General features: G+C 43.0%; 24 protein-coding genes and 1 other annotated feature. Of the genes, 5 read left to right on the top strand and 19 right to left on the bottom strand.

The window, feature by feature from the left end:
• Positions 1–9: 9 nt before the first annotated feature.
• From LOR49_RS02710 to thpR, 3 genes are read right to left on the bottom strand one after another with little or no spacing between them, the layout of a single operon-like run.
• Positions 10–699: an LrgB family protein gene (locus tag LOR49_RS02710; RefSeq protein WP_240374563.1), complete on the bottom strand. Its 690-nt coding sequence runs from the start codon at positions 697–699 to the stop codon at positions 10–12.
• The gene (locus LOR49_RS02705) at positions 692–1,051 is read right to left on the bottom strand and encodes a CidA/LrgA family protein (RefSeq protein ID WP_240374562.1); all 360 of its coding nucleotides are present in this window, start codon (positions 1,049–1,051) and stop codon (positions 692–694) included. Before LOR49_RS02705 ends, LOR49_RS02710 begins: the two co-directional genes overlap by 8 nt.
• Positions 1,052–1,081: 30 nt before the next feature.
• Entirely contained in the window at positions 1,082–1,636 is a 555-nt protein-coding gene (thpR, locus tag LOR49_RS02700; protein ID WP_240374561.1) for an RNA 2',3'-cyclic phosphodiesterase, read from the bottom strand.
• Positions 1,637–1,786: 150 nt separating this feature from the next.
• Here thpR and cysK point away from each other — a divergent pair, with 150 nt between their 5' ends.
• On the top strand, positions 1,787–2,725 hold the full coding sequence (gene cysK / locus LOR49_RS02695; RefSeq protein WP_240374559.1) for a cysteine synthase A: 939 nt from the start codon (positions 1,787–1,789) through the stop codon (positions 2,723–2,725).
• A gap of 263 nt (positions 2,726–2,988) precedes the next feature.
• The gene (locus tag LOR49_RS02690; protein ID WP_240374558.1) at positions 2,989–3,207 is read left to right on the top strand and encodes a DeoR family transcriptional regulator; all 219 of its coding nucleotides are present in this window, start codon (positions 2,989–2,991) and stop codon (positions 3,205–3,207) included.
• Between the two features lie 96 nt (positions 3,208–3,303).
• Here LOR49_RS02690 and LOR49_RS02685 read toward each other — a convergent pair whose 3' ends face one another.
• From LOR49_RS02685 to LOR49_RS02670, 4 genes are all read right to left on the bottom strand, one after another.
• A complete protein-coding gene (locus LOR49_RS02685; protein WP_240374556.1) occupies positions 3,304–4,023 on the bottom strand; it encodes a pseudouridine synthase in 720 nt (239 codons plus the stop codon).
• A complete protein-coding gene (locus LOR49_RS02680; protein ID WP_240374554.1) occupies positions 4,010–4,696 on the bottom strand; it encodes a hypothetical protein in 687 nt (228 codons plus the stop codon). The genes LOR49_RS02685 and LOR49_RS02680 overlap by 14 nt, the downstream gene beginning before the upstream one ends.
• A gap of 88 nt (positions 4,697–4,784) precedes the next feature.
• Entirely contained in the window at positions 4,785–5,924 is a 1,140-nt protein-coding gene (ftsW, locus tag LOR49_RS02675) for a putative lipid II flippase FtsW (protein WP_240374553.1), read from the bottom strand.
• Between the two features lie 111 nt (positions 5,925–6,035).
• Positions 6,036–7,667 carry a putative polysaccharide biosynthesis protein gene (locus LOR49_RS02670; protein WP_240374552.1) on the bottom strand — a complete coding sequence of 544 codons (1,632 nt, stop codon included), beginning with the start codon at positions 7,665–7,667 and terminating at the stop codon, positions 6,036–6,038.
• A 216-nt stretch (positions 7,668–7,883) separates the two neighbouring features.
• Between LOR49_RS02670 and LOR49_RS02665 the strand changes: the two genes are divergently transcribed.
• Positions 7,884–9,152, top strand: a complete 1,269-nt coding sequence (locus LOR49_RS02665) for a BaiN/RdsA family NAD(P)/FAD-dependent oxidoreductase (protein WP_240374977.1) — start codon at positions 7,884–7,886, stop codon at positions 9,150–9,152.
• A 252-nt stretch (positions 9,153–9,404) separates the two neighbouring features.
• On the opposite strand, the gene leuS is transcribed toward LOR49_RS02665, so the two are convergent.
• The gene (gene leuS / locus LOR49_RS02660; protein ID WP_240374551.1) at positions 9,405–11,825 is read right to left on the bottom strand and encodes a leucine--tRNA ligase; all 2,421 of its coding nucleotides are present in this window, start codon (positions 11,823–11,825) and stop codon (positions 9,405–9,407) included.
• An 88-nt stretch (positions 11,826–11,913) separates the two neighbouring features.
• Positions 11,914–12,156, bottom strand: a binding site (T-box leader).
• 240 nt (positions 12,157–12,396) lie between these two features.
• On the opposite strand from leuS, the gene LOR49_RS02655 reads away from it, so the two are divergent.
• Complete coding sequence (locus tag LOR49_RS02655) at positions 12,397–12,954, top strand: beta-class carbonic anhydrase (RefSeq protein ID WP_240374549.1); 558 nt, start codon at positions 12,397–12,399, stop codon at positions 12,952–12,954.
• Between the two features lie 34 nt (positions 12,955–12,988).
• On the opposite strand, the gene LOR49_RS02650 is transcribed toward LOR49_RS02655, so the two are convergent.
• Positions 12,989–13,768, bottom strand: coding sequence for an alpha/beta hydrolase (locus tag LOR49_RS02650; protein WP_338021112.1), 780 nt, complete (start codon positions 13,766–13,768; stop codon positions 12,989–12,991).
• A 113-nt stretch (positions 13,769–13,881) separates the two neighbouring features.
• Between LOR49_RS02650 and LOR49_RS02645 the strand changes: the two genes are divergently transcribed.
• A complete protein-coding gene (locus LOR49_RS02645; RefSeq protein ID WP_240374548.1) occupies positions 13,882–14,406 on the top strand; it encodes a gamma carbonic anhydrase in 525 nt (174 codons plus the stop codon).
• A 12-nt stretch (positions 14,407–14,418) separates the two neighbouring features.
• Here LOR49_RS02645 and LOR49_RS02640 read toward each other — a convergent pair whose 3' ends face one another.
• From LOR49_RS02640 to LOR49_RS02595, 10 genes are all read right to left on the bottom strand, one after another.
• On the bottom strand, positions 14,419–15,708 hold the full coding sequence (locus tag LOR49_RS02640) for a CapA family protein (protein WP_240374547.1): 1,290 nt from the start codon (positions 15,706–15,708) through the stop codon (positions 14,419–14,421).
• Between the two features lie 100 nt (positions 15,709–15,808).
• Entirely contained in the window at positions 15,809–16,570 is a 762-nt protein-coding gene (gene nfsA / locus LOR49_RS02635; RefSeq protein WP_240374546.1) for an oxygen-insensitive NADPH nitroreductase, read from the bottom strand.
• The gene (gene allB / locus LOR49_RS02630) at positions 16,567–17,988 is read right to left on the bottom strand and encodes an allantoinase AllB (protein ID WP_240374545.1); all 1,422 of its coding nucleotides are present in this window, start codon (positions 17,986–17,988) and stop codon (positions 16,567–16,569) included. The genes nfsA and allB overlap by 4 nt, the downstream gene beginning before the upstream one ends.
• Positions 17,989–18,004: 16 nt before the next feature.
• A complete protein-coding gene (locus LOR49_RS02625; RefSeq protein WP_240374543.1) occupies positions 18,005–18,922 on the bottom strand; it encodes a dihydroorotate dehydrogenase in 918 nt (305 codons plus the stop codon).
• Complete coding sequence (locus tag LOR49_RS02620; protein WP_240374542.1) at positions 18,919–19,698, bottom strand: dihydroorotate dehydrogenase electron transfer subunit; 780 nt, start codon at positions 19,696–19,698, stop codon at positions 18,919–18,921. Before LOR49_RS02620 ends, LOR49_RS02625 begins: the two co-directional genes overlap by 4 nt.
• 2 nt (positions 19,699–19,700) lie before the next feature.
• Complete coding sequence (locus LOR49_RS02615; protein WP_240374540.1) at positions 19,701–20,957, bottom strand: Zn-dependent hydrolase; 1,257 nt, start codon at positions 20,955–20,957, stop codon at positions 19,701–19,703.
• 113 nt (positions 20,958–21,070) lie between these two features.
• Positions 21,071–22,684: a PucR family transcriptional regulator gene (locus tag LOR49_RS02610; protein WP_240374539.1), complete on the bottom strand. Its 1,614-nt coding sequence runs from the start codon at positions 22,682–22,684 to the stop codon at positions 21,071–21,073.
• A gap of 19 nt (positions 22,685–22,703) precedes the next feature.
• Positions 22,704–23,987 carry a TRAP transporter large permease gene (locus LOR49_RS02605; protein ID WP_240374538.1) on the bottom strand — a complete coding sequence of 428 codons (1,284 nt, stop codon included), beginning with the start codon at positions 23,985–23,987 and terminating at the stop codon, positions 22,704–22,706.
• A gap of 20 nt (positions 23,988–24,007) precedes the next feature.
• Entirely contained in the window at positions 24,008–24,496 is a 489-nt protein-coding gene (locus LOR49_RS02600) for a TRAP transporter small permease (protein ID WP_240374537.1), read from the bottom strand.
• Positions 24,497–24,589: 93 nt separating this feature from the next.
• Positions 24,590–25,660, bottom strand: a complete 1,071-nt coding sequence (locus tag LOR49_RS02595; protein ID WP_240374536.1) for a TRAP transporter substrate-binding protein — start codon at positions 25,658–25,660, stop codon at positions 24,590–24,592.
• Positions 25,661–25,805: the final 145 nt, after the last annotated feature.

Here is a 25,805-nt window from a genome sequence, read left to right as displayed (position 1 = left end):
GATGATTCACTAGAATACTAGTTTTGTCATAAGGGGGATGAGCATCGACACAACAACTGCAGACAGAGTCATCGCAACTGAGCTTGCGGCACCCTCCATTTCACTGTTCTCTATTGCTTTGGCCGTGCCGATTCCGTGTGAGGCGCTCCCTGCCCCCACACCCCGTGCCAGCACATGCTCAATACGAAACCACTTATATATATATGGGGCCAACACCGCCCCTCCGATACCTGCGACCATCACTAACACGGCTGTAAGGGGAGGCAGGCCATCGATCATGAAAGCAATATCCATGGCAATCGGGGTGGTCACCGATTTAGGTAAAATAGATGCAATAACCATTTCCTCCAGATGAGCCCACAAGGAAAAATAATAACCGGACAAAACGCCTGCAAATGCTCCCGCTAAAACACCGGTTATTATCGAAGAAAAATATTTTTTAAGCATTTTCCTTTGATTATATAAAGGAAAAGCAAGGCCTACCACAGCAGGACCTAGTAAATGTTCAATCCAGCGTCCACCAATCATATATGTATCATAGCTAATACCTGTAAGAATAAGAAAGGAAATAATTGTTATCATACCTGTCAAAACAGGTAGGGTAAAGGGGTAATGGAAACGCTGATAAACCTTCAAAGCAACTACATACACAATAATTGTTCCAGCAATTGCAAGAATTCCGGCAAGCCATTCATTCATGCTGCCCCCTCCTCCGTGCCATGATCTGTACTGTCCAACCCGACACTGTCATCACTGCTACCGTGCTTAGAAGCGTGACAACGATGATCCATAAGCCCTTCCCTTTGAAAACATGTAAGTAAGATATCACTCCAACTGTCACCGGTAAAAACAGTAAGGGCATATGAGCAATTAATAGCTGTGCTCCTGTTCCAATCCATTGTGGACGGATCACTCTCATAAATAGCAGCGCCAACAACAAGAGCATGCCAATAATGCTTCCCGGCATAACGATATTCAACAGATTTTGGAGCCACATCCCCACATAATAAAACGCATACAAAATTAGAATATGCGCCCCTATACGTATCATAAACTCAGCTCCTCTCCCGATTGTATCGCATTATTTTTGCAATTTAATTTTGTGTATTGCTTCGTATTTCGGGCTCTTGTCTAAATGGGTCTTATATAAATATACTTCCTTTGCCTGCCATTGGCGCTGCTCCAACGGGAGAAAAGCGTCTGCGCCGGGATAAGGTTCTTCTCCTATCCATTTACGGGCAATTGTAATATGAGGCCGATATTTTCGTTTTTCAGAAGGGAAGCCAAACATTTCCATGCAATCAGCTGTTTTTCTTTGTAGTTTAACCAACTGTTCCGGGCGCTCTGTTCCAGCATAAAATATGCGTGGAGAAGGAGACTGCCCAAAACTGCCAGGTACGGTTAATGAAAGAGAAAAGGAAGACAACGGTTCTATCAAGTTGTTCATTTCTTGAAGACTATTTTCTAACATAATTTTCTCCACGTTCCCTAAGAAAAAAAGCGTAATATGATAATCTTCTCGGTGTACCCATCTTTTAAATGCAGCTTTCTCTTTTATATGTTGTGTCCATTCGTAAAGATAATTTTTAATTTCATTGGGAATAGGCAACGCAAAAAAGTAATGGGGTGCAGTCATGCAGGATCTCCTCCAATGCTACAAACTTAAGTAGAAATGAAGCTATCTTGCGAAATTATAACAGAGAGAGCAGCTCGAAGTAACTACAGTAAATTCATATGAAATGTAGGTATTTGTATGTTAAAATTAAATTCAAAAAGGATGAGACCAATGAAAACTGTTACTAACATCTCTGAACTTGTCGGCCTTACGCCATTAGTTAAATTAAATCGCCTTCCAAATCCAAAAGGTGCTGCTGTATATTTGAAATTGGAATTTCAGAATCCGAGCGGAAGTGTAAAAGACAGAGCAGCACGGAATATGATTCTCGAAGCTGAAAAAAGTGGTTTGCTCTCTGAAGGATCTGTCATTATTGAACCAACTTCGGGGAATACCGGAATTGGTCTAGCCATGAATGCTGCTGCGAAAGGATACCGCTGTATTCTTGTAATGCCGGATACAATGTCACAGGAGCGTATCAATCTATTAAAGGCTTATGGAGCGGAAGTTGATCTTACACCAGGAGACAAAAAAATGCCCGGTGCAATTGCAAGGGCCCATCAGTTAGTAAAGGACATTCCCCGAAGCTTCATGCCGATGCAATTTGAAAACGCCGCAAATCCAGATGCCCATCGGGATACAACTGCTGTTGAAATCAAAGAAGCAATGGAAGAAATAGGGAAACCGCTTGCTGCCTTTGTTGCTGCCTCAGGCACAGGCGGGACGATCACCGGCACCGGAGAAGAGTTAAAAAAACACTATCCGGATCTCATCATCCATGTTGTGGAACCACATGGTTCTCCTGTCCTGTCAGGAGGTAAACCCGGACCGCATAAGCTGGTTGGTACGAGCCCTGGTTTTATTCCGACTGTTCTTAATGAGGACATTTATGAGAAAATATGTACGATCACTGATGAAGATGCTTATCGCGTTACCCGGACACTTGCAAGACAGGAAGGTATACTGGTCGGACCCTCCTCTGGCGCCGCTTGTGCAGCCGCTTTAGAAATAGCGAAACAACTGCCCCCACACGAAGCAGTAGTAGCCATTGCATGTGATACTGGCGAGCGTTACCTATCAACCGATTTATTTAACTTTGATTCAAATTAACCCTAACCCGACGATAGATAAGCCTGGCCCTTCTGTCTCTGCGGCTTATTTGCGAATTGTTAGAAATTATAATATAATACAAGTAGAAGTCTAAAATCTAGGGCATGGACAATATCAGTAACGAATTCCAGCTATATTTACTCCAGCTTCCTTTCCAATATTTAAATCTATATTTCAAAGTGTAACCGAATAATCTCCTGTCATTGCTGCAAGTGAAAATGCCCGACATGCTTTTCATCAAGCAAAACGTAAGGAGTGGTTTTTTGAGAACTTCAACCGACCGAATGATCACCCGTGTGAAATCCATTTACTTTTATATTAAAGAGAAAGGAACGGTGACAACAAGGGAACTGGTTGACGAATTCGGAACAACTCATCGTACAATACAGCGAGATTTGAATGTGCTGGAGTATAATAATTTAGTTAAGAGCCCATCAAGAGGGAAATGGTCTGTCACACACAAAAAAGTAAAAGTTTCTTAACAAGTGAATGTAATATCAATTGGAACAGTTTGAGCTGAACGATTCTTTTTGAAGCAATCGTTCAGCTTTGCTGCTCTTACGCGACTCTGCTAACGTTCACTCTCTTCCTGCTTCCTCCCATAACATCTCGATCTCTTCCTCCGTTAGATCGCGATACTCTCCCCTTTTTAAGTCATCATCGATCCTTACATTGCCGACTTGCACGCGCTTTAGAAATAACACTTTATTCCCGCGCGCTTCAAACATTCGTTTTACTTGGTGGAACTTGCCTTCCGTAATAGTTAGCAAAATCTCCGCTGCATCTTCTTCTTTTTTTCTTAGCCTTGCCGGCTTCGTTACATAACCATCATCCAGCATAATCCCCTTTGAAAAAACTTCTATATCTTCTGCTGTAATGCCCTTGGATAAAAGCGCTTCATATGTCTTAGGTACTTCTTTTTTTGGTGAAGTTAGCGTATGGGCAAATTTACCATCATTTGTGAGAAGCAGCAGGCCTACCGTATCTTTATCAAGACGGCCGACTGGGAACGGAGAACGCACGGCATCCTCTGATTCCAACAGATCAATTACAGTCCGGTGCACATTGTCTTCTGTCGCCGAAATGACACCTTGAGGTTTGTTCATCATTAAATAAACATACTTTTTGTAAACGAGACGTTCTCCTTGTATCATAATCTCCATCGTTTCCGGGTCCACGTGGGCTGCTCCACTTTTTAATATGGTTCCGTTCGCTTTTACTACTCCTTGTTTTAAGAGCTTTTTCACCTCTTTACGGCTTCCGTAGCCGCTGTTAGCGAGGAGCTTATCTATCCTCATCGTTCTCTAACTCCTTTTGCTTTTTTAATACACTTTTGGCAAAACCCCCATGCTGCCCTTCGAGGTGAGCATGCAATACACCACCGGGGATTTGTCCCATCACGGCCTTCTGGATCGAGGGTGGAACACCTTCCTGGTCCAAGCGATTCGTTAACTTGACAGCCATGCGTATCGTTTCTTCTACGGCAATGCGATTCGCTGTTTTTACCTCCTCTTCTGATCCACGCATGACTTGAAAACGATCACCAAGCCATCCTTGCAACTCCTCGGCTTCACTTCTAAACTTCTCCGGGATGACAAACGTACCGCCGCTCTTTTCCCTGACCGCCTGCAGGGCATGACCGGCAAACTTTGCCGGAATAAAGTGATAATGGGGTGCGATTTGCTCCAGCTCTTCACAAGTCACGTTTGTAGCTGTGTGATAAAACCAACTCCCAGTTGGAAAATAGTCACGATAGTGCTTTAAAAAGCCCAATACTCCTTCGGGAGGAAGAGCCAGAAACACACGCTTTGTCTGCGGAAAGAAACTTGAATCTACATAACGGAGACGCGGATTGGTTTTTTGTTTTTCTATTAATTTTGAGGCGGTACGATTAAATACGTGAAAAACATCCGGTCTCTTGTTTAACTCCGTTACCATCACGGCTAGTTTTCCGAAACCGACGATAAGCATTATTTATGCCCCCTTCATTTGCAATAAATATAGCAATTCCCCATTTTAAGAAGACGCTGTCCATTTTGGACAACGCCTTTTACATGTTTTAAGCAGCCTCAAGATTTTTATCTTTTCTCCTCGCTTTTTTATTCTCCCTGGAAATGTTAGCAAGAATTCCAATTGCTATCATCGAAACTAGCAAAGAAGATCCCCCGTAGCTAACAAATGGGAAAGGCAACCCGGTTATCGGTAAAAGCCCGGTCGCAGCCCAGGCGTTTACGACGGATTGACTGACAAGCTGAAAGACAAGACCGAAAGCAAGCAGCATTCCAAACGTGTTTTTACTGCGCACTCCAATTAAGACACCGCGCCATGCAATAATGGCCAGACATAGTAACACGAAGCCAATCCCAAAAATTCCGAGCTCTTCTGCTATTACTGCTAATATAAAATCGGTATGAGGCTCTGGAAGAAAGTGCATTTTTTGAACACTTTGGCCAAGCCCGGTTCCAGTTAACCCTCCGTGAGCAAAAGCAACATACGATTGGATGAGCTGGTATCCGCTTCCCCTCGCCGTTTCTGCCAGTTCGAACGGATCCCGAAAAGCTGTCAGACGCTGGACACGGTAAGGCTCACTAACTGCAAAATAGGCTATTACTCCACCGGAAAGTGTAGCAAGTACAGCTAAATGGCGCCACTTAGCACCAGATAGAAAAACGACGACACCAGCAGTCATTAAAATGGATGCCGCTGTCCCTAAATCGGGTTGCAGCATAATTAGTGAAAATATGAAAACAACCACTACTAGAGGTGGGATAACTCCACTGATAAATTTGTTAATATAGGCCTGTTTTTGCGAATATACTTGAGCCAAGTAAATGATAACCGCGAGCTTGACAAACTCCGCGGGCTGGATGTTAAACGGGCCTACAGGAATCCAGCTTTTCGCACCGTTTATTTCAGGCCCTACTAAAACAACAAGAATAAGCAAAAAAAGTGATCCGGCTATCAACAAAGGAGAAAGCTTTTTTAATAAGGAATGGCGAAAGTGCATGAAAAAAAAGAGTAGAAATAATCCAGCTGTAAGCCAAATGAGCTGTCTCCAAAAAAAGTGGGAAGGATTTCCATACAGATCAATAGCAAGCGGAAAACTGGCACTGTACACCATTATAACGCCAAATATGGACAAACATACGGTGGCTGCTATCAGCCACCAATCATAATCTTTATACCGTCTAAAAATCATGGTCCCTCCCCGGCCTTATTGCACTAAGTTAACAACAGTCATGTCAAGCGGATAAATTATTGTTTATTATACCACTTGCATGAATTGGAAAAAAGAGGCCTTCGACTGTATTTATTGCTCTCTTTCTCTTTTAAGAATGGAAAAACGCTCACCTAACACAATACCCGCAAGACCGCTTCGGACGGTTAAAATAAAATACACCCCTGCCCCCGCTATTACACTGAACATCTCCACTAGAAAGGCATGAAACCAGGAATTCAATGGAAACAATGTTAATGCTCCTTCCTTTACCAGGATGACAGCGAGAGCCATACATAGGGAGAATAATAAAACGAGAAGTGTCCGTTTTAAAAGTTTCCCATATTGAAAATCTGCAAATTTACCAATCGCCCACATATTCAGGAGAACGGCAGCACCAAACCCGATGAACGTACTCACACTTGCTCCTATCGGACCTATGGTGTAAAGAAGAAGGTAAGCCGTTCCTCCTTTTACAGCAAGTCCTAACAGCAGAGAGATGACTGCATACTTCTGCTTGTTAATTCCTTGCAGAATAGCCCCGGTTACCGAGAACAGTGAAAATAACACAGCGACGGGGGCATAGTATCGAAGAATATACCCTCCTATTTCCATATCATCTAGACCGAACAGTAAAGCAAATGTGGGGTAAGCAAGCACCGCCATTCCAACAGCTGCCGGTATCGATAAGAAAACGATCACTTGATAAGTTTGCGTCACTTGACTGCGGAGGAGCTGCTTATCTTTATTCGTAAAAGACTCTGTGATAGTCGGTATCAATGTGACAGACATAGCGGTTGCGATCGCAACAGGTATTAAGATAAGCTTATGAGCCGCTCCTGAAAAAGCCCCGTACGCTGTTTCCGCCTCCCCTTGTGTAAAATTACCCGAGGCCATTAAAGCGTTATTAAATGTAAACATATCGATGAGCTGAAAGAGTGGAATTGCGAGCCCCACAAAAGAAAGCGGCAGTGCATAAGAAATCAGCTCCTTATACATAGAAGACAGCGGGATATGGTAGTCTGTTGTACTCTCTTCTACATGCTGCTGGATAAATCCCTTCCGCTTTTGCCAATAAATAATCAGCACAACCAAGGCACCGAGCCCGCCAATAAAAGCCCCGAACGTCGCAAATCCTACTGCCGTACCAATCTTGCCATCTCCTATGTATAGAATGGCGTAGGCTGCTGATAAAATAAAAACAATGCGGACAATCTGCTCAATGACCTGAGAGACAGCGGTAGGTCCCATAGAGCGAAAGCCTTGAAAATAACCGCGAATGACGGACATTGCAGGAATTAACAGTAAAGCAATACTTACCATGCGGATCGTAAAGATAACATCCGAAATGGCATTCCCTTGCATCTCGTTTGGATCTGTGATGATCCAGCCCGCGATCACCGGAGCTGAAAAAAATAATAACAGGAAGGCCGCGAAGCCCGAGATAGTCATAAATACAATACCGGACCGAAGCAGGCGCTGTCCGGACAAGTAATCACCAAGCGCGTTGTATTTCGATACAAATTTAGAAACTGCCATCGGCACACCTAAGGTCGCTAAACTGAGCAAAATCGTATAAGGGGTGTAGCCATACTGATAAAGAGCTAATCCTTGCTGTCCTACCATGGCTGCAAAAGGGAATATATAAATCATTCCCAGGAATTTGGACAGAAATGTAGCCATGGATAAAATTGCCGTTCCTCGTAAAAACTTTGAATCTGACATACCTTCATCTCCAGTAAAATGGATATTGTCTAGTTCTATTATGATAAACGTGGTTGTGTAGAACAATAGACGAACAAAATGAACCTCAAGAAATTTTACCATACTACGCTCGGAGATTCCCGCCTATTTGTATCCACGTCCTGACTAACTTTTGAATATCTGATACGTTTGGTATGATTAGCATAGTTTTTCTAAAGCAAAGGCAGGGAATAAGTGATGAAATATAATGTGATAGTGGTTGGCGGCGGTCCAGCAGGCTTAATGGCATCCGTATCTGCCGCAGAGCACGGAGCCAGGGTTCTTGTCATAGACAAGGGGAAAAAACTTGGAAGAAAGCTTGCCATTTCAGGAGGAGGACGTTGTAACGTCACCAACCGAATGGAAGAAAAAGAATTGATTGCTCATATACCGGGAAACGGCAAGTTTATGTATAGTCCTTTCTCTATTTTTAATAATGAAGACATCATCGATTTTTTTGAGAATCTCGGTATTCCCTTAAAAGAAGAAGACATGGGGCGCATGTTTCCGGTGAATGACAAGGCGATCACGGTCGTACAAACGTTGTTGCAGAAAATGCAGGCTCTCCACATTGACACCCGCTTGCAAACGGAAGTTGCTTCACTCTCTTTCGAAAATGACCGAGTGACGGGGCTGCTGTTAGACACCGGTGAACTCCTAAAAGCAGACAGCATTATTATCGCAACGGGAGGGAAGTCTGTCCCTCACACAGGCAGCACGGGAGATGGATACCCTTGGGCAGAAGCAGCCGGCCACACGATTACTGACCTTTATCCTACAGAAGTGCCGATTACTTCCGCAGAATCATTTATTAAAGAAAAGCGTCTTCAAGGTCTGTCCTTATCAGATACTGCTCTAAGCGTCTATAACCAAAAAGGAAAACGGATCATCACCCATCGCGGGGACATGGTATTTACTCACTTTGGTATTTCCGGCCCAATTGCTCTCCGTTGCAGTCAATTCGTCGTAAAAGAAATGAAAAAAACAAAAGGCAAGCCAGTGTCTATGAGTATCCATCTATACCCAGACAATCATTCAGAAGAATTATTTCAGAAACTCCTTTTCCAAAAAAAAGAAGACGGAATGAAATCTTGTAAAAATGCGTTAAAAAACTGGGCTGCTGAGCGTTTGCTGATACTCTACTTAGAAAAAGCAGGTATTGACCCCACCCAAGTTCTGCATATGATACCTCATGACGCCTTGCGTGAACTTGCTAATTTGTTTACCGACTTTCGCTTTCAAGTAAACGGAACACTTTCTATTGAGAAAGCATTTGTTACTGGCGGGGGTGTGTCTATTAAGGAAATTGACCCGAAACGCATGGAGTCCAAATTCAAAAAAGGCTTATATTTTTGTGGTGAAATTTTAGACATTCATGGTTACACAGGAGGCTTCAATATTACGTGCGCTTTTTCAACCGGGTACACGGCTGGAAAATCTGCTTCAGAAAGCAGTGAACATAGATGAAGCATTTTTCCACACCCTGTGGAAAACATGATACAATAATAAAAATATAAAAAAATTTTTTTTCCTGCTTTAGTAAGCATTCTCGGCCCTATTGTTGATAACTATCAATTATACCCACACGTTATTCACAAAAATCTGTTTTATCAACAGACTTATTAACAAATACACACGTTCGCTGTGAACGAAAAAAAACTGATCTTACCTTCCGTTACAAGTTGTAGCGATAAGGAGATCAGTTCTTTTTTATTTTATTTAGTTTGCAACGATGTTCACTAGTTTTCCTGGAATAGCAATGATTTTCCGGATCGTCTTTCCTGCCGTTCCTTCCTGAATCTTAGGATGATCCTGGGCGATCGTTTCTAATTGCTCTTTATCTGCATCCTTCGGCACTACTACCTTGGCACGGACCTTCCCATTAACCTGAAGGACAATCTCAATATCAGCTTCAACGAGCATGCTTTCTTCGTAAGTAGGCCATGGTTCATATGCAATCGTGTTATCATGACCAAGCATTTGCCAAATTTCTTCCCCTAAATGAGGGGCAATTGGGGATAACAACTTAATAAAGCCTTCCATATACTCCATTGGCAATACTTCCTGTTTATATGCTTCGTTCACAAAAACCATCAGCTGGCTAATCGCTGTATTAAAGCGAAGATTTGTGTAATCATCTGTTACTTTTTTCACTGTCTGGTGATAAACCGTCCTCAACGTGCCGCTGCCTTCCGCTTTTCGGATCTTAGCGTCCAACTTTCCATCTTCTCCGGTGTACAGTCTCCACACTCTGTCAAGGAAGCGTCTAGCTCCATCCAGGCCCGTTTCTGACCAAGCTACAGAAGCATCCAACGGCCCCATAAACATTTCATATAGACGGAGAGTATCGGCACCGTGAGAATGAACAATATCATCCGGGTTAACGACGTTGCCTTTTGATTTACTCATCTTTTCATTATTTTCTCCAAGGATCATTCCTTGATTGTATAGACGCTGGAATGGTTCTTTTGTAGGCACTATTCCAAGATCATACAGCACTTTATGCCAGAAACGAGCATACAAAAGATGAAGAACCGCGTGTTCAGCACCGCCGATATATATATCTACCGGAAGCCAGCGTTTAAGTTTCTCCGGATCAGCAAGCATCTTTTCATTATGTGGATCGATAAAACGCAAGTAGTACCAGCAGCTGCCAGCCCATTGCGGCATCGTGTTCGTTTCTCTTCTCCCTTTCATGCCAGTCTTCGGATCTGTGACCTCGAGCCAGTCAACAGCATTAGCAAGCGGCGACTCCCCAGTTCCCGACGGTTTAATCTCATCCATATCCGGCAATACAAGAGGTAATTCTTCTTCCGGAACAGTACTCATTGTTCCATCTTCCCAATGGATAACCGGAATCGGCTCTCCCCAGTATCGCTGCCGGCTGAACAGCCAATCTCGTAATCGGTACGTAATTTGTCGTTCTCCTTTGCCTTCTTGTTCCAGCCATTCAATCATCTTCACAATAGCTTCATCAGTATGAAGGCCATTTAAGAAGGAGGAGTTAACGTGCGGCCCATCCTCAATATAGGCTTCTTCCGCAACATTGCCGCCTTCCACCACTTCGTTAATCGGAAGATCAAACTTTGCCGCAAATTCATAATCGCGTTCGTCGTGGGCAGGAACAGCCATAATCGCACCGCTTCCGTAACTGACCAGTACATAGTCTGCTATCCATATTGGGAGTTTCTCACCATTCGCTGGATTGATCGCATACGCCCCAGTGAACACGCCTGTTTTCTCTTTTTGCAGTTCCGTCCGTTCCAAGTCACTTTTGGTTGCTACCTTTTTTTGATAAGCCTCGACAGCTTCTTTTTGTTCTTCTGTCACAATTTTGCCTACAAGTTCGTGTTCTGGGGCAAATACGCAGTAAGTCGCACCGAACAACGTATCCGGTCTTGTCGTAAACACGGTAAACGTTTCCGAGGTCCCGTCAATTTCAAAGAAAACATCGGCCCCTTCCGAACGACCAATCCAGTTTCGTTGCATATCTTTGACGCTCTCCGGCCAATCGAGCTCTTCCAGATCGTCAAGAAGCCGCTCGGCATATTCTGTTATTTTCAGCATCCACTGCTTCATCGGCCGGCGCTCTACTGGATGATCCCCCCGTTCACTCAGACCATCGATTACTTCCTCGTTAGCAAGCACGGTTCCTAAAGCAGGACACCAGTTGACGGCTACTTCATCCATGTAAGCAAGCCCTTTATTGTACAACTGAATGAAAATCCACTGTGTCCATTTGTAGTAATCGGGATCCGTCGTATCTATTTCACGGTTCCAATCATACGAAAAACCAAGTGATTTTATTTGGTTTTTAAATGTTTCAATATTCGCTTGTGTAAATTCCCGAGGATGTTTACCCGTATCGAGTGCAAACTGCTCTGCAGGAAGCCCAAAAGCATCCCATCCCATCGGATGAAGAACATTCCATCCTTGCATCCGCTTCATCCGTGATAAAATATCTGTTGCTGTGTAACCTTCCGGGTGGCCAACATGCAACCCTGCTCCAGATGGATACGGAAACATATCCAGTGCATAAAAATTCCGACTGTCATCTGTATGGTCATTTGTTTTGAACGTTTTATTTTCTTCCCAATATTTCTGCCATTTTTTTTCGATATCTTGATGAGAAAACGCCATCGACGTCCTGCCTCCTCTATTTTTGTAAATTGTACATACATCTGCTAGTTTCTATTTCATACAAAAACCCCTCATCCCTAAGTATTCTATTAGGGACGAGAGGTTGTATAGACAAATTCCCGCGGTACCACCCTGGTTGACATGCTTGTAAAACAGCAGCATATCCGCTCTAAATTTGTGTCCATAACGCGGGACCGCGGCAAAAGGTTACTAATCCGTTCACCTTTGCAACTAAAAGGCGAGTTCACAGCAGCCATCGTCTGACTTCCACCAGCCGTCAGCTCTCTTCAACCCGGGCACACCGTTACTATTCCTTCATCATTGTTGTTACCTATTTCATTTTCACATGTTTCTTGCGTCAATACTTGATATTTTATGCATTTTTTCGCCCTGTGTCAAGGTTTATCCCGAATTAACGAGCTCGCCCGTGAAAATACGACGAGTGCCCGTAGAGGAATGATTCCCTGTAAGCTTCCTTTTCTATTACTTGACAAATAACTCCTCTTTCATTAATGATTATTATATATTTTTAAAATTTCGGCCTTTCGGCTGTTCTAAGGAGTGAAGAACGTTGTCCATGTTAGATGATATACTAGAGCACAACAAGCAATTTGTAGCCGAAAAACAGTATGAAAAATATCAAACTTCTAAGTTTCCCAACAAAAAACTGGTCATTCTCACCTGTATGGATACTAGGCTTATAGAATTACTTCCAAAAGCACTCAATTTAGCAAATGGAGATGCAAAAATCATCAAAAATGCGGGTGCCTTGATTTCACACCCTTTCGGTAGTGTGATGAGAAGCATCATTGTATCCTTGTACGAACTGCAAGCAAAAGAAGTCGCGATTATTGGGCACTACGGCTGCGGGATGACCGGTTTAGAGTCCGATACTATCATGCAAAAAGCTGCCACCAGTGGTATTGACATGGCCAACATTGAGACCGTGTCCTATGCAGGAGTAGATGTAGAAAAGTGGCTAAAAGGCTTCGATGATGTCGAGGAAAATGTTCGCAACAGTGTAGAATTAGTAAGACGCCACCCTCTTCTTCCGAAACATACACCCGTTCACGGTCTCGTCATTTGTCCTGAAACAGGTAAGTTAACCGTGCTCGACAGAGACAGTTAATCTCTCATGGAATGCATAACGAACTGATCTATATTTAAAGTCGCTGGTGAATAAAAGTCATCATGAATCGAAATACCACTTCGCGTTCAGGTTCATTAAGCAGTTCATGGTAAAGACCTTTCCATTCTTTTAAGGAACGGTCTGTCGTTTGGAGACGATTAAACCAGCGGTGAGCCGCATGTTTATCAACCACATAATCTTGCCCCGCCTGCATGACAAGCAACGGAACATCGGGAAATCGTTCTGCTTCGTGCAGGCAGGTTTTCATCGCTCGTATCATCTCTTGATACCAACGGGCCGTCACCGTGTTTATGTTCAACTCATCCTGTTGATACAGAGCCCTCACTTCCGGGTCTCTCGTTATTCGCTCTGCTGTAATACCCGTTTTCGCGGTGAGTGTTGGCGTGAGACGATGCAGCATTTTCGTCCCCACTTCCGTTATTTTATTCGGGTATTCGTATAAGCCGATACAGGGAGACGATAGGATAATCCCTTTTACCGGCATGTATTTTTCCATCAGAGAACGGATACAGATCAAGCCTCCCATACTATGGCCAAGTAGAAAAACAGGAAGTTCATAGGAAGCCGCTTGTTTGTACCAATTGTAAACGGTCTCTATGTACTGTTCAAATCTGTCAATATGCCCTCGTTTCCCTCTCGTTGTGCCATGTCCCGGCAAGTCGCCGCTAACAACGTGAAACCGTTGATTCTTCAGCTGCTCAATCAGCCACTGATAACGTCCGTGATGCTCTCCTGCTCCGTGTATGATGAGCACTGTCCCGCGCGCTCGTTCACTCAACCAATACTTCATCATGTAGTGATCGTCCTTTCCCCTCTCTCTTCTAGAGCTCTCCCTTCATTTTACTACTTTTTTTGGTAAACTTATATATAAGAGCTGTGAAAAATAACCGTTCAGGAGGACTAAACATGATATATTCATACAAAGGTAAAACACCAAAAATTGCGGAGTCTGCTTATATTGCAGACTATGTGACGATTACCGGCGACGTATCGATTGGAGAGGAAACGAGCATCTGGTTTAACACTGCTATACGTGGTGATGTGGCTCCCACAAAAATAGGAAACAGAGTGAGTATTCAAGACAATTCAGTCCTACATCAAAGCCCTGATAATCCTCTGATCATTGAGGACGATGTAACGATAGGACATATGGTTATCTTACATAGTTCCATCATTCGCAAAAATGCTCTAATTGGAATGGGCAGCCTGATCCTCGACAACGCTGAGATCGGAGAAGATGCTTTTATTGGAGCGGGGAGTCTGGTTCCTCCTGGCAAAGTGATCCCTGCACGCACCTTAGCTTTAGGCCGACCTGCCAAAGTGGTCCGTGAACTGACAGAAGAAGATTATGTGGAAATGGATCGTGTTAGGAGAACGTATGTAGAAAAAGGACAATATTATAAGGGCCTTACGAGCATAGATGAAAAATAAACAGGGAGGATTTTATCTCCCTGTTTTTACATACCCTTTTCCTTGCTCAATCTTAATTTCCGTGCCAAATTCAGCGGATAGCTCTTGTAAACGTCTTAGCACCGTTTCCTCTTTTGTTAAGGCCGGACATCCCCGCTTATGACGTGGTTGACCGTATCCTAAATCAATCGGACTCATGGAAATTTCCGTGAATTTATCTTTCTCCCAGTCCAACTCTACAACGATTGACTCCCATACAAAGCGATTGGCTCCTAAGCCCTTTTTTCCATAATCACTTCGTATGTCCATTGCTTCTGAAACAGTAGCATCTGTGTCCAATCCATATTTCTGGAGAAAATCTGCAGGTAAGTAGGACACTGTCTCATTTTGGAAAATAAAGTTCCCAAGACTGTAGAAAATAGGCTTTCCCTTGTACATTTCTACCGCACGTACGACGTGTGGGCCATGGCCAAAAATCACGTCTGCTCCAGCATCCACACATGCTCTTGCTGCTTCAATGAGAAAATCAGCCGGCTTATTTTTGTCGAGTCCCTCTATCTCGTGTGAATGAAGGCTAAGTATAACAAGGTCTGCCTGAGACTTCGCATCACGAATAGATGCCGTTATTCGGTCCAGGTCTTCTTGCAGCGGTCTCCGAGTCCGGTATGTTTTTTCATCTTTTATAAATGCTTTTCCGGCAAAATGAAAAGGATCCCCTTCCTGTTTGGTAACAAATCCTTCTTTAACAGCCAATTCCTCATCGGCGTTCATGAACGTAGCACCTGCAATCTCTTGCAATGTTTGTAATTGACTAGATGTAACATGGTATACTTCTTCATGCCGTAACGGATTAATCCCCGGGCGTCCGGATAAATGAGCCGTCGGCTGTCCAGCTACCCACGATTCATGAAACGTGGAAGTAGCTGCAATTAATGCTACTCTTCCTTGGGCCGTTTCAAGATATCTTGGCTCAGAAGCCGCTGCAAGCGTCTTACCTGCACCGGCGTGGATGAACCCTCGTTTATCCATTTCTCTTTCTGTTGCCTCCAGACCGCCGTGAGAATAATCCAATGTGTGATTGGTGGCCCAATTTAATAAGTTAAAACCGTAAGCTTGGATATCGTCAAGCACTTCTGGTTCTGACATTGCCCATGTACCGCCGCTAAAAGCTCCTGGATATCCTTCACGACGATGGACAGTCGTTTCAAGATTTGTGAATTTTGCATCAGCTTTTTTTATCCATTCTTCCAACTCTTTAAATGCCGGATCATTCTCTGGCACTCTTCTCGTGATAAAACTATCACCTGTAGCTATTAATTTCACGTCAAATGTCACATCCTTATGTAATTAAAAATCAAAAATCTTTTTTTAAGCAAACGGGATCCCCATGTATCTGCGGGATCCCCTAGTTTGCCTACGTCTATTATTTCAATGTAAAACCTTGTTTTTTTATAAATGAAGTCAACTCCGGACGGCGCGGGGTAGATAAATATACGGACATCTGCTTGCCCCAGCCGGAAGTTTTCACTCCATTGGTTCTATTCGTATAATACTCTTCCGTTATCTCTTCATAACTTTGCATCTGATCCTCTAGCTTGTCCTTCTGATATCTCTCTTTATGAAGGACAGCTTCTTTTACCATTCGCGGTTTTTGCCATGGATGCTGGTCAGGATAACCCAGACACATCCCCATAATTGGCACGGTCCACTTTGGGAAATCTAATAGTTCCGCTACTTTTTCTGCTTCATTACGAATACCGCCAATCATAACTCCGCCAAGACCATAAGAGCGAGCGGTAAGCAGAAAATTTTGCGCAGCAAGTGCGGTATCTACTGCACCGACAATAAGATTTTCGGTTTCTTCCATTTCGAAAGGTGTACCGTGTTTCATACTAACAAGAGAATGGCGATAAAAATCCGCAGCAAAAACAAAAAATACAGGACATCGAGCAATATATACTTGATTTCCACACAATTCACTCAGCTTATTCTTTGTCTCTTGATCTTGTATGGCAATAATGCTGTAAGCTTGGACATTGTGAGAGGAAGGTGCCCATCTGGCACTCTCGACTAAATCCTCAATAATTTCCCAGGAAATATCTTTATTCTTGAATTTTCTTATGGAACGATGGGATTGGATTAACTCTCGAATCTCCGGTGACTTGCCTTGCTTTTCAACACTCATTCGGCAACTGTCCCGTTCCGATGACTTACAGGGGTAACGAGTGTTCCTTGTCCTGCTTCTCCAATCACTTCACCGTTTTTCATTACAGTGGTGCCATTTACAATTGTCTGGACAGGCCAGCCTTTGATATGGAACCCATCATAAGCTGTAACTTTGCTTTTACTATGGAGGTTTTCCCGTCTAAGGGTGGCTTCTTTCTCCATATCAACAATTGTAATATCAGCATCTGCACCTGGCTGCAAAATTCCTTTTGCTGGGTAAATGTCAAATAGTTTTGCGGGCTCTTCTGCCAAAACGCGAACAACCTGCGATAGTGATAACTTTCCCTCACTTACAGCATTGAGCATTAAGGGCACCAGCGATTCCACTCCGCACATTCCAGCAGGAATCGACCACAAGTCGCCATCTTTTTCTTCTTCCGTATGCGGAGCGTGATCGGAGCACACATGTGAAATCGTTTCCTCTCGAATGCCTTCCCAAATACGTTCTTGATCTTTTTTATATTTCACTGGAGGGTATACTTTCATTTGCGGTCCGACTTCGTCATAATCCTCATTAGATAGAAACAAGTAATGCGGACATGTTTCCACGGTAACCGGATATCCTTCTTCCTGCGCTTGCTTAACAAAGTCCACAGACTTTCCACTGCTGACATGAAGTACATGAAAGCGTACACCGGTTTTTTTCGCCATTTCAATTCCTGTTTGGACGGTTAATTCCTCCGCAAGATTGGGACGGCTTTCAAGCAAATCTTCATAAGACTTACCCCCACGTTCTTGGACACGTGCAGTTAATGTTTGGATAAGATCATTATTTTCGGCATGAACGGCAAACAACTGTCCTGTCTTTGCTACCTCTTCCATCATCTCGTATACTTCTCCATCGTGAAATGGTGGAATGACATCCTCCATACCGGGCTTATAATTATACATAAGCTGGAACGTTTTGCTGTGAACCGCATATCCCCAGAAAAACTTGAACCCGATTACGCCCTTTTTATGGAGTTCTGCTATATTTTGGTTGTTTAAGTGCCCGAGGCAGATTCCCCATAATCCATAATTGACAACCGCTTTACTTTGTAAATTCTCATTTTGTAAATCAAAGTTTTCAGCGTTATTCACTGGCGGTGTCGTATTCGGCATCTCAAATATGGTCGTCACGCCTCCGGCTGCAGCAGCCTTTGTGGAGTGATAAAAATCTTCTTTATAAGTCGGGCCAGGATCTCTCGAATGTACATGCGTATCAATCAAGCCAGGGAGTATATATTTCTCCGAAGCATCAACGGTTTCTTTCGCTTCTCCTGCTAGTGATTCCGATGTGATGGCCGCAATTCTATTGTCTTTAATATAAATATCAGCCTCATACGTATCGGACGATGTCACGATCGTTCCGTTTATAATTTTCATATCCCAAGTCACTGGCTGTTCCTCCTTGTTAATCAACTTGTATGCTTCCCACAAGTTCATTTATATCATAGATTGCGTGCCGCTTCATATAGTCCTTTATTTCCTCCAGGATGTCGGGCATCGCTGTTGGATAAATAAAGCTGGCCGTGCCGACTTGAACTGCCGAAGCACCTGCAATAATCATTTCCAGTGCATCTTTTCCGTTCATGATCCCGCCGCAGCCGATGATAGGCAAATTCGTCACTTGCGAAACTTGATAAATCATCCTTACAATAACAGGTTTTACTGCAGGTCCTGAAAACCCACCCATGATGTTTCCAATCAGCGGGCGCCTGCTTTCCGTATCAATTGCCATCGCAAGCAGTGTGTTGGCTACGTTTAAGGCTGTCGCCCCTCCCGCTTCTGCCGCAAGGGCGATGTCTTGAATGCTTGTTACATTTGGTGTCAGCTTGGCAATCAGCGGGACATCTGTTACGTTTTTCACCGCTTGAATGAGTGATTCCGTCACCTCTGCATTCATTCCAAATGCCTCACCGTTTCCCTTTAAGTTAGGACAGGAAATATTCAACTCAAGTGCATCCACATCTGGATGATTACCAATTACCTCACTCATCTCAGCAAACTCATCAACTGAATCTGCAGAAATACTAGAAATAAGTGGAGCCGAATAAGCAGCAAACTCAGGAATTGTATACTTCATATAGTAGTCGAGACCTTTACTTTGAATCCCTATCGAATTTATCATCCCCGCAGTCGTTTCACATACTCGTGGCGTACGGTTTCCCGGTTGCGGCAGCCGAGTGATACTTTTCGGCACGAGTGCGCCTAACTCATTAAAATCAATTGCGTCTTTCATCTCCGGACCGAATGCCCCCGATGCCGGCATGATCGGATTTTTTAGTTTTAGGCTGCCGATTACAATTTCAGTATTCAATTGAGCAATCATCCTAACACCACCTTTTCAAGTGAAAAAACAGGTCCTTCCAAGCAAACACGAACGGATTTAACTCCGGTATCTTCTTTAACGTCGCAAACACATGCAAAACATGCTCCCATCGCGCACCCCATGTGCTCCTCTAAAGCAATCTCGCCAGGGATGTGATATTCATTGGCAATGTTTTGTGACAGACGTGACAGGCGTCTTGACCCGCACGTATAAATACCGTCTATTTTGTTGCGTTTGAGTATGCCTCGGATAATCTCTTCTACATTCGCGACGTCACTCGTTCCATCTTCTTCTGTCACTTTATACACTTCTGCTCCAAACCCTTGCAAAAGATCAGCAGCGAGAAGATCATCTTTAGAACGAGCAGATAAGATAGCCGCACACTTCACATTCTTTTCCACAGCTTCTTGCGCGAGTGCTGCGAGTGTCGCAATCCCAACGCCTCGGGCAACAAGCAATATCGTGTCTGCGGACTTATCTAACGAAAACCCTACACCCAAAGGACCGACAACATCCAGCATCTCTCCTGCCTGCAGATGAGTCATCTCCTGTGTTCCCTCCCCTTTAACGAGGTAGAGAAATTCGATCGTCGACTCATTTATACGATAGATACTAAAAGGTCGACGCAGGAATGGAAACGAACCTTGTGAACAGCGAATATGAAAAAATTGGCCGGGTTCAATAGGAGAAGTGAGACGTGACGAGTCCACTACCATGTGCCAATAGCGACTGCTTACTTGTTGGTTGGAGATGATCGGCATGAAATGTTGTTTCATATTTAACGTGCCTCCTTTAGGCTAACACCAGCTGATTCCTTCACTGCACGCTCAAGAATGTCCGTTCCAACGACAATATCCTGAATATTTGCATGTTCATCTGGATGATGGCTGAGTCCATCTTCACAAGGAATAAATAGAAGACCGGTCGGCCATTTTTTTGCCATGTTCATGGCGTCATGGCCAGCGCCGCTCGGCAGAATAATTGGCTCAACCCCTGCGTCCTTGCATACTTTTTTGAAAAGCTCCTGAACTTGGTCACTCAATAAAACCGGTGTTTCTTCCGTCAATTTTACTAATTTGATATCAATATTCCGTTCATTCTCCAGCGAGTTAACGTTGGACTTTAGTTGGTGGACCACACGTTGAATCGATTTCACATTTGTACCCCGAATGTCTACTTGTAAAGAGGCAAATCCAGGTACAACGTTCATTGCTCCAGGTTCAATATTTAGTACTCCTACCGTACCTACTGTCCCGAACTTCTTTTCAGCGCGGGCTGCATCTTCTACCGTTGTGACGAGACGAGCAGCAGCAGCTAATGCGTCCTTGCGTCTATCCATCGACGTTGCGCCAGAATGTGAGGCCTTTCCTTGGATTTCAATGTGAAACCGGGTAGGTGCAGCAATGCCACTGACAATACCAATTGCTTTGTTAGCATGCTCCAACTCTGGTCCCTGTTCAATATGCAGTTCAAAAAACGCTTTCAATTCTTCGTCTGAGCGAACTGCTTCGTGTAGACGATCGAAATCAAGGCCGGCTTTTCGAAGTGCATCTGGAAAAGGAATACCGTTTTTATCTTTGAGTGTTTCCCATTTCTCCGGTTCATACATATTAGCCATCACTTTACTTCCAATCGTAGATGTCCCAAAGCGCGCAGACTCTTCCGCAGCAAAAGCAATTACTTCCACTGGATGTTCCGTCATAATCTCTTGTTCGTTCAGACGGTGAACGACTTCAAGTCCCGCCGCCACCCCTGCTGTTCCGTCAAATTTACCGCCGGCACGAACTGTATCCAGATGCGAACCTATTGCAACTGCAGGGACATCGGCATTGCGCCCGGCTCTTCTGGCAATGATATTCCCGGCTGCATCTTTTGACACTTGCATGCCTTCCTGTTCACAAAAACGGGTAAAAACAGCTTGCACTTCTTGCTCTTCTGCTGTATATGCCAGGCGTTCCTGACCATTATCTGTAAGACCGATTTTGTTAAAAGCATCGAGTGTCCGTTGAATTCTTTCCATTGAATATCCGTTCATTCCAACCACCTCTATCGCCTTTTTTGCTGTGTGAAGTATTTTCTATTATCTTTATTTTCTCAAAAAGTTCTGGCGATATCGTTGGCTTTTCAAACAATAATATCGTTGTTCATTTATCGAAAACGATAGTCATATTTAATGAAATCATGAATTTTGAGACCAATTTGTATCATAAGCTTGTCCTCAGAGTTCTGCATGCTGAGTCCTGTCAGTGCTTTAATCTTTTGAAGCCTGTATTTCATCGTATTTACGTGGATAAACAGCTCTTTTGCTGTTTTGGATAAAGATTCATTTAAGTGAAAATACGTTTTCAATGAATGGATCAGTTCCAAATCATGTCTTTCGTCATAATCCACTAAAATCCCGACAGTTTCCTCATAAAAGTTTCTTAGTTCTCCAATGTTTTTAACTTCAGCAAGTAACCGGTAAACACCCAAGTCATCGTAAAACACTAATTTTTTATCCTTAAAGAGCATACGTCCAAGGGTAACCGCCAATTCACTTTGATGAAAACTTTGGCGTAATCCTTTTAGGCCTTGCTGGAATCGCCCAACTCCCATATATAAAAAGGAATCGGTTTTTTTCTGTAATTCCTGGTATATAAAAAACACATCTTGCTTGATGCGTTCTTCTTTTTTCTCACGAGTTGGCAGTAGCAAATAAATAACATTTTGCATCGTACCAATTAACGTTCTTCGATCTACATGGGAACATACTAACTGAAGCTGATTCATTTGGTCAGCAACTAATTTCATTCCTTGACCATCCACGCTGAAATGAACGGAAATACAAATATAATCAAGCTGGATATCGAAGTTGTATAATTTTCCTCTTTCCGTCATAACTTCTTCACTTTGAACCTGGCCATAGAACAAATCACGCAGAAAATCACTTTTATACTGTTCTTCCAATTCGTAAGCAACTTTTTTACGCATAAATTCTAGAGATAACAGTGTGGCGGCACGTTCTAAAATGGAGATATCCACTTCCAAGTAATGATTTTCAACATCGATACTCGTAATTGCCCCGTACAACCGTCCATCGACAATGATCGGCGCAACCAAGCAAAAGAGCGACTCACCTGAACTGGCTAAAGTTCGGTTCATCCTAATCGGGCGTTGAATTAATTCGAGCTCCTCTTTTTCCTCTTCCTTCAGAGAAGCTAATGAAAATTTATCATCAACGAGTACTTCTACATAAGAAACAAAGCTTTCAATCAAAATGTCATTTTTAAGGAGATGATGAAGCGTTTGCAGAAACTGGTTAACGCCTCGTTTATTTAGCGAAATTTCATTAAGAAGTTGGTATGCTTGATCTAAATCTTCTTGAAGGACAACTTTTTTATCAAAAACCACATTCATTACAGGAGAAATAATATCCAAATAGCTAACTTCCTCTGGTATTTCAATAATGGGGAAGTTATATTTCTCTGCTTCTTCCGTTAATATATCTGGAATATCCTCAATAAAGCGATGCGGCTTTATCGCTAAAGCCGCAGTCCCTTTCTCATTAAGATCTTTAATTAATTTTTTTTGTGCCTGTTCATCGTCTTTAAGTGGATACATGCTTGTAAGCATTAATTCCTTCCCTTTCAACCACTGAATAATATCGGGAACTTCCATTATCGTCACGACATTCATTTCTCTATCCAATCCCTGGTGTCCCGCTATCACTTTACATTTTCGTAATCCACCTATTTTCATTGCTTGCCGCAACGAAATCGTCACGCTCAACCACCCACTTTACTTATTCAAATAGATCAATTATCTCCAGTAAGAATAGAGATGTCTCTGGCACGTATGTGATGATAAGAAGGGCTGCAAAGTTAACAGCGAAGAACTTCAATAACCCCGGCATCATTTTTACCATACTTAACTTACTAATGGATTGTGCTACAAATATGTTAATCCCAAATGGTGGTGTGTACATTCCGATCGCTAAGTTTGAAATCATAATAACACCAAGATGTACAGGGTCTACTCCCATCATTTGAGCTGTTGGGAAAATTAAAGGCGCGATAATGATAATAGCCGCTACCCCTTCCATAAACATCCCCAATACGAGAAGTAGTATATTTAGCAGCAAAAGGAATAGAACAACTGAGCTTATATTGTTAGTAATAAATCCAGCGATCTGCTGCGGTACACCTCCGCGTGTCAACAACCAACCCAGGATTTGTGCCGATGCCACCAAAACAAGTACTTGAGCAGTAGTAATGGCAGACTCTTTACATACAGCATAAAAATTCTTCCATGACATTTCTCGGTAAATGACCGCACTTACAAATAAAGCGTAGACTGCAGAGACACCCGCTGCTTCGGTCGGTGTAAAAATACCAGCATAAATTCCTCCCAAAATAATGACCGGAATGAGCAGCGCCCAAAAAGCCTTTCGCGTCGAATCCCACAATTCTTTCCCAGTCGCTCTTTTGTCGCGAGGAAGATTATTTCGTTTTGCGTAAAAATAAATGTAGATAATGGAAGACAGCCCGTAGATGAGCCCCGCACCTATACCGGCTATAAATAAACTCCCTACCGAAACACCAGTCACCGATCCGAAAATAATCAATGTGATGCTTGGTGGAATAATTAAGGAAACCGAACCAGCTGATGCAAGTAAACCAGAGGCAAAAGAAGGATCATATTTTTTACGGAGCATTTCAGGGTACATAATTTTGCCGATTGCGATAACCGTAGCCGGACTTGAGCCCGAGAGTGCCCCAAAAAACATACTTGAAACTTGTGCAGTCATTGCGACTCCGCCGGAAATATGTCCTACGAGTGCACGGGACCACCGTAATATCCGATCCGATAATCCACCAACATCCATAATGTTAGCAGCAAAAATAAAGAATGGCAGTGCCATTAATGCAAACTGGTCTAATCCGCCGAAAAAACGCTGAACGAGTATCATCGGCATGATATCGCTAAAAAAGAGGACAGCCAAAAATGATGATAGCCCTAAGGCAATAAATATCGGCGTACTAGAGAATAGCAGTACAATGATCAATATCATTAATGCGGTAACCATCGTTCAACCCCCTTAACCCTTCACTCTGTTGCATTTTCCGTTTTTACCTTTTCTTTATTCATGATCACTTGAATCGTCAAAACGATCAGGTGAATAATAGACAAAGCTGCACCTATAGGAATAACTAAATAAACAAAATAGAGCGGTATTTCCAAAGAAGGAGTAATCTGACCCGTTCCCTTTGTAAATAGCACGAGTTCCGTACTGTACATCAGTAGAATAACCATAAAGACAATTCCCATTAGCTGTACAAACACCTTTAATGCTTTTGTCGCTTTTGATCCAAGCAAACCTAGAATGAAGTCAATACCGACATGAGCTCCTTTTCGAAAACATACAGCCGCGCCAATAAAGGTGATCCAAATCATTAAGTAGCGAATCAATTCATGGGCCCAGTTCGTGTTTGCGTTAAATCCATAACGAAGGACAATATTGCCAAATAATACAGCTGTCGCAACGATTAATAAAATGCTAATAATACCCTCTTCGATTTTCCCTAATACCTTCATGATGGCTTCCTCCCATCTTTAACTTAACTGTCAATTGAAAAGAAGGAGGAATCAAACCGACAAACCGTCAGCCTGATTCCTCGTTTACTTGTATTATTGGGTTACTTCGTCTATCTTATCATAAATTTTTTGTAATAATTCTTGCTGTTCAGGCTTGTCATACTCAGATTCATGAATAGGTAAAGACACTTCTTTAAATGCTTCAATCTCTTCATCTGTAAACTCGTAATAGTTCACACCTGAATCAATAATCTGTTGACGGTAATCATCTTCTGTCTCTGCAAGCGATTCTCTCGCAGCATTCACACCCTCAACCTCTGCCTCTTGAATAAGTTTCTGTTGCTCTTCAGACAGACCGTCAAACCATCCCTGATTCGCCATCAATACATACGTCATCGTACCGTGGTGTGACTCAATAATATTGTTCTGGACTTCATGATAATTATTTAAGAAAACGGTTTGCAAAGGGTTCTCCTGACCATCCACAACTCCTTGCTGCAAGGAATTGTATACCTCAGCATACGGTACTGGAACTGCATTTCCACCCCAAGCTTCATATTGTGCTATCAGGGTAGGAGATTCCATTGTCCGCATTGTCACCCCTTTAAAGTCTTCTGGTGCATGAATTTCTTTGTCTTTCGTAGTGAACAATTTGTACCCGCCTGGCCAGAAACCAAGTCCCTTAAACCCACCTTGGTTTAGGGTAGCCAGAATTTCATCTCCTACTTCACTGTCAAGCACTTCATACATTTTTTCAGTTTCCACAGGCCACAAATATGGAAGATCAACTACTTTGATATCGTCAACGAACGGTGAAACTACTGCTGTAGGCTGCATCGTAATATCAATCTCACCCATTTGCGTACCTTCCACTTGTTCGCGTAAGCTTCCTAACTGTGATGCAGGATATACTTCAACGGCCACTTTACCATCAGAATTTTCTTCCACGTATTTTTTAAACGCTTCTGCCCCCACATGCTCAGGACTTTCTACCGGTTGGTTGTGACTGAATGTAATCGTTAGCTCAGCATCTCCTCCGCCAGCATTGTCACCTTCTGCTCCGTCTGATCCTTCAGCCGCAGGTTCTTCACTGTTACCACCACACGCAGCTAGCATAAGAGATAGAAGCAGCGCTCCAATCAGCAATACCCAGGACTTTTTCATGTTGTTTCCCCCTCTTAGTTTATCTTTTATCAATTTTTTGATAATTGCTTAATACAAATATTACTGTAAATTCACCACCTTTTCGTTGTCCGTACCTACTACAGTGGATTGATTATTTTTGGCTGTTTAGATAAAGAAATTTATG

Origin of the sequence: Bacillus piscicola (assembly GCF_022458745.1) — a bacterium.
Classification (GTDB): domain Bacteria; phylum Bacillota; class Bacilli; order Bacillales; family Marinococcaceae; genus Alteribacillus_A; species Alteribacillus_A piscicola.
Note: the sequence above shows the minus strand (reverse complement) of the source record. Positions and strands in the feature narration are given on the sequence as shown.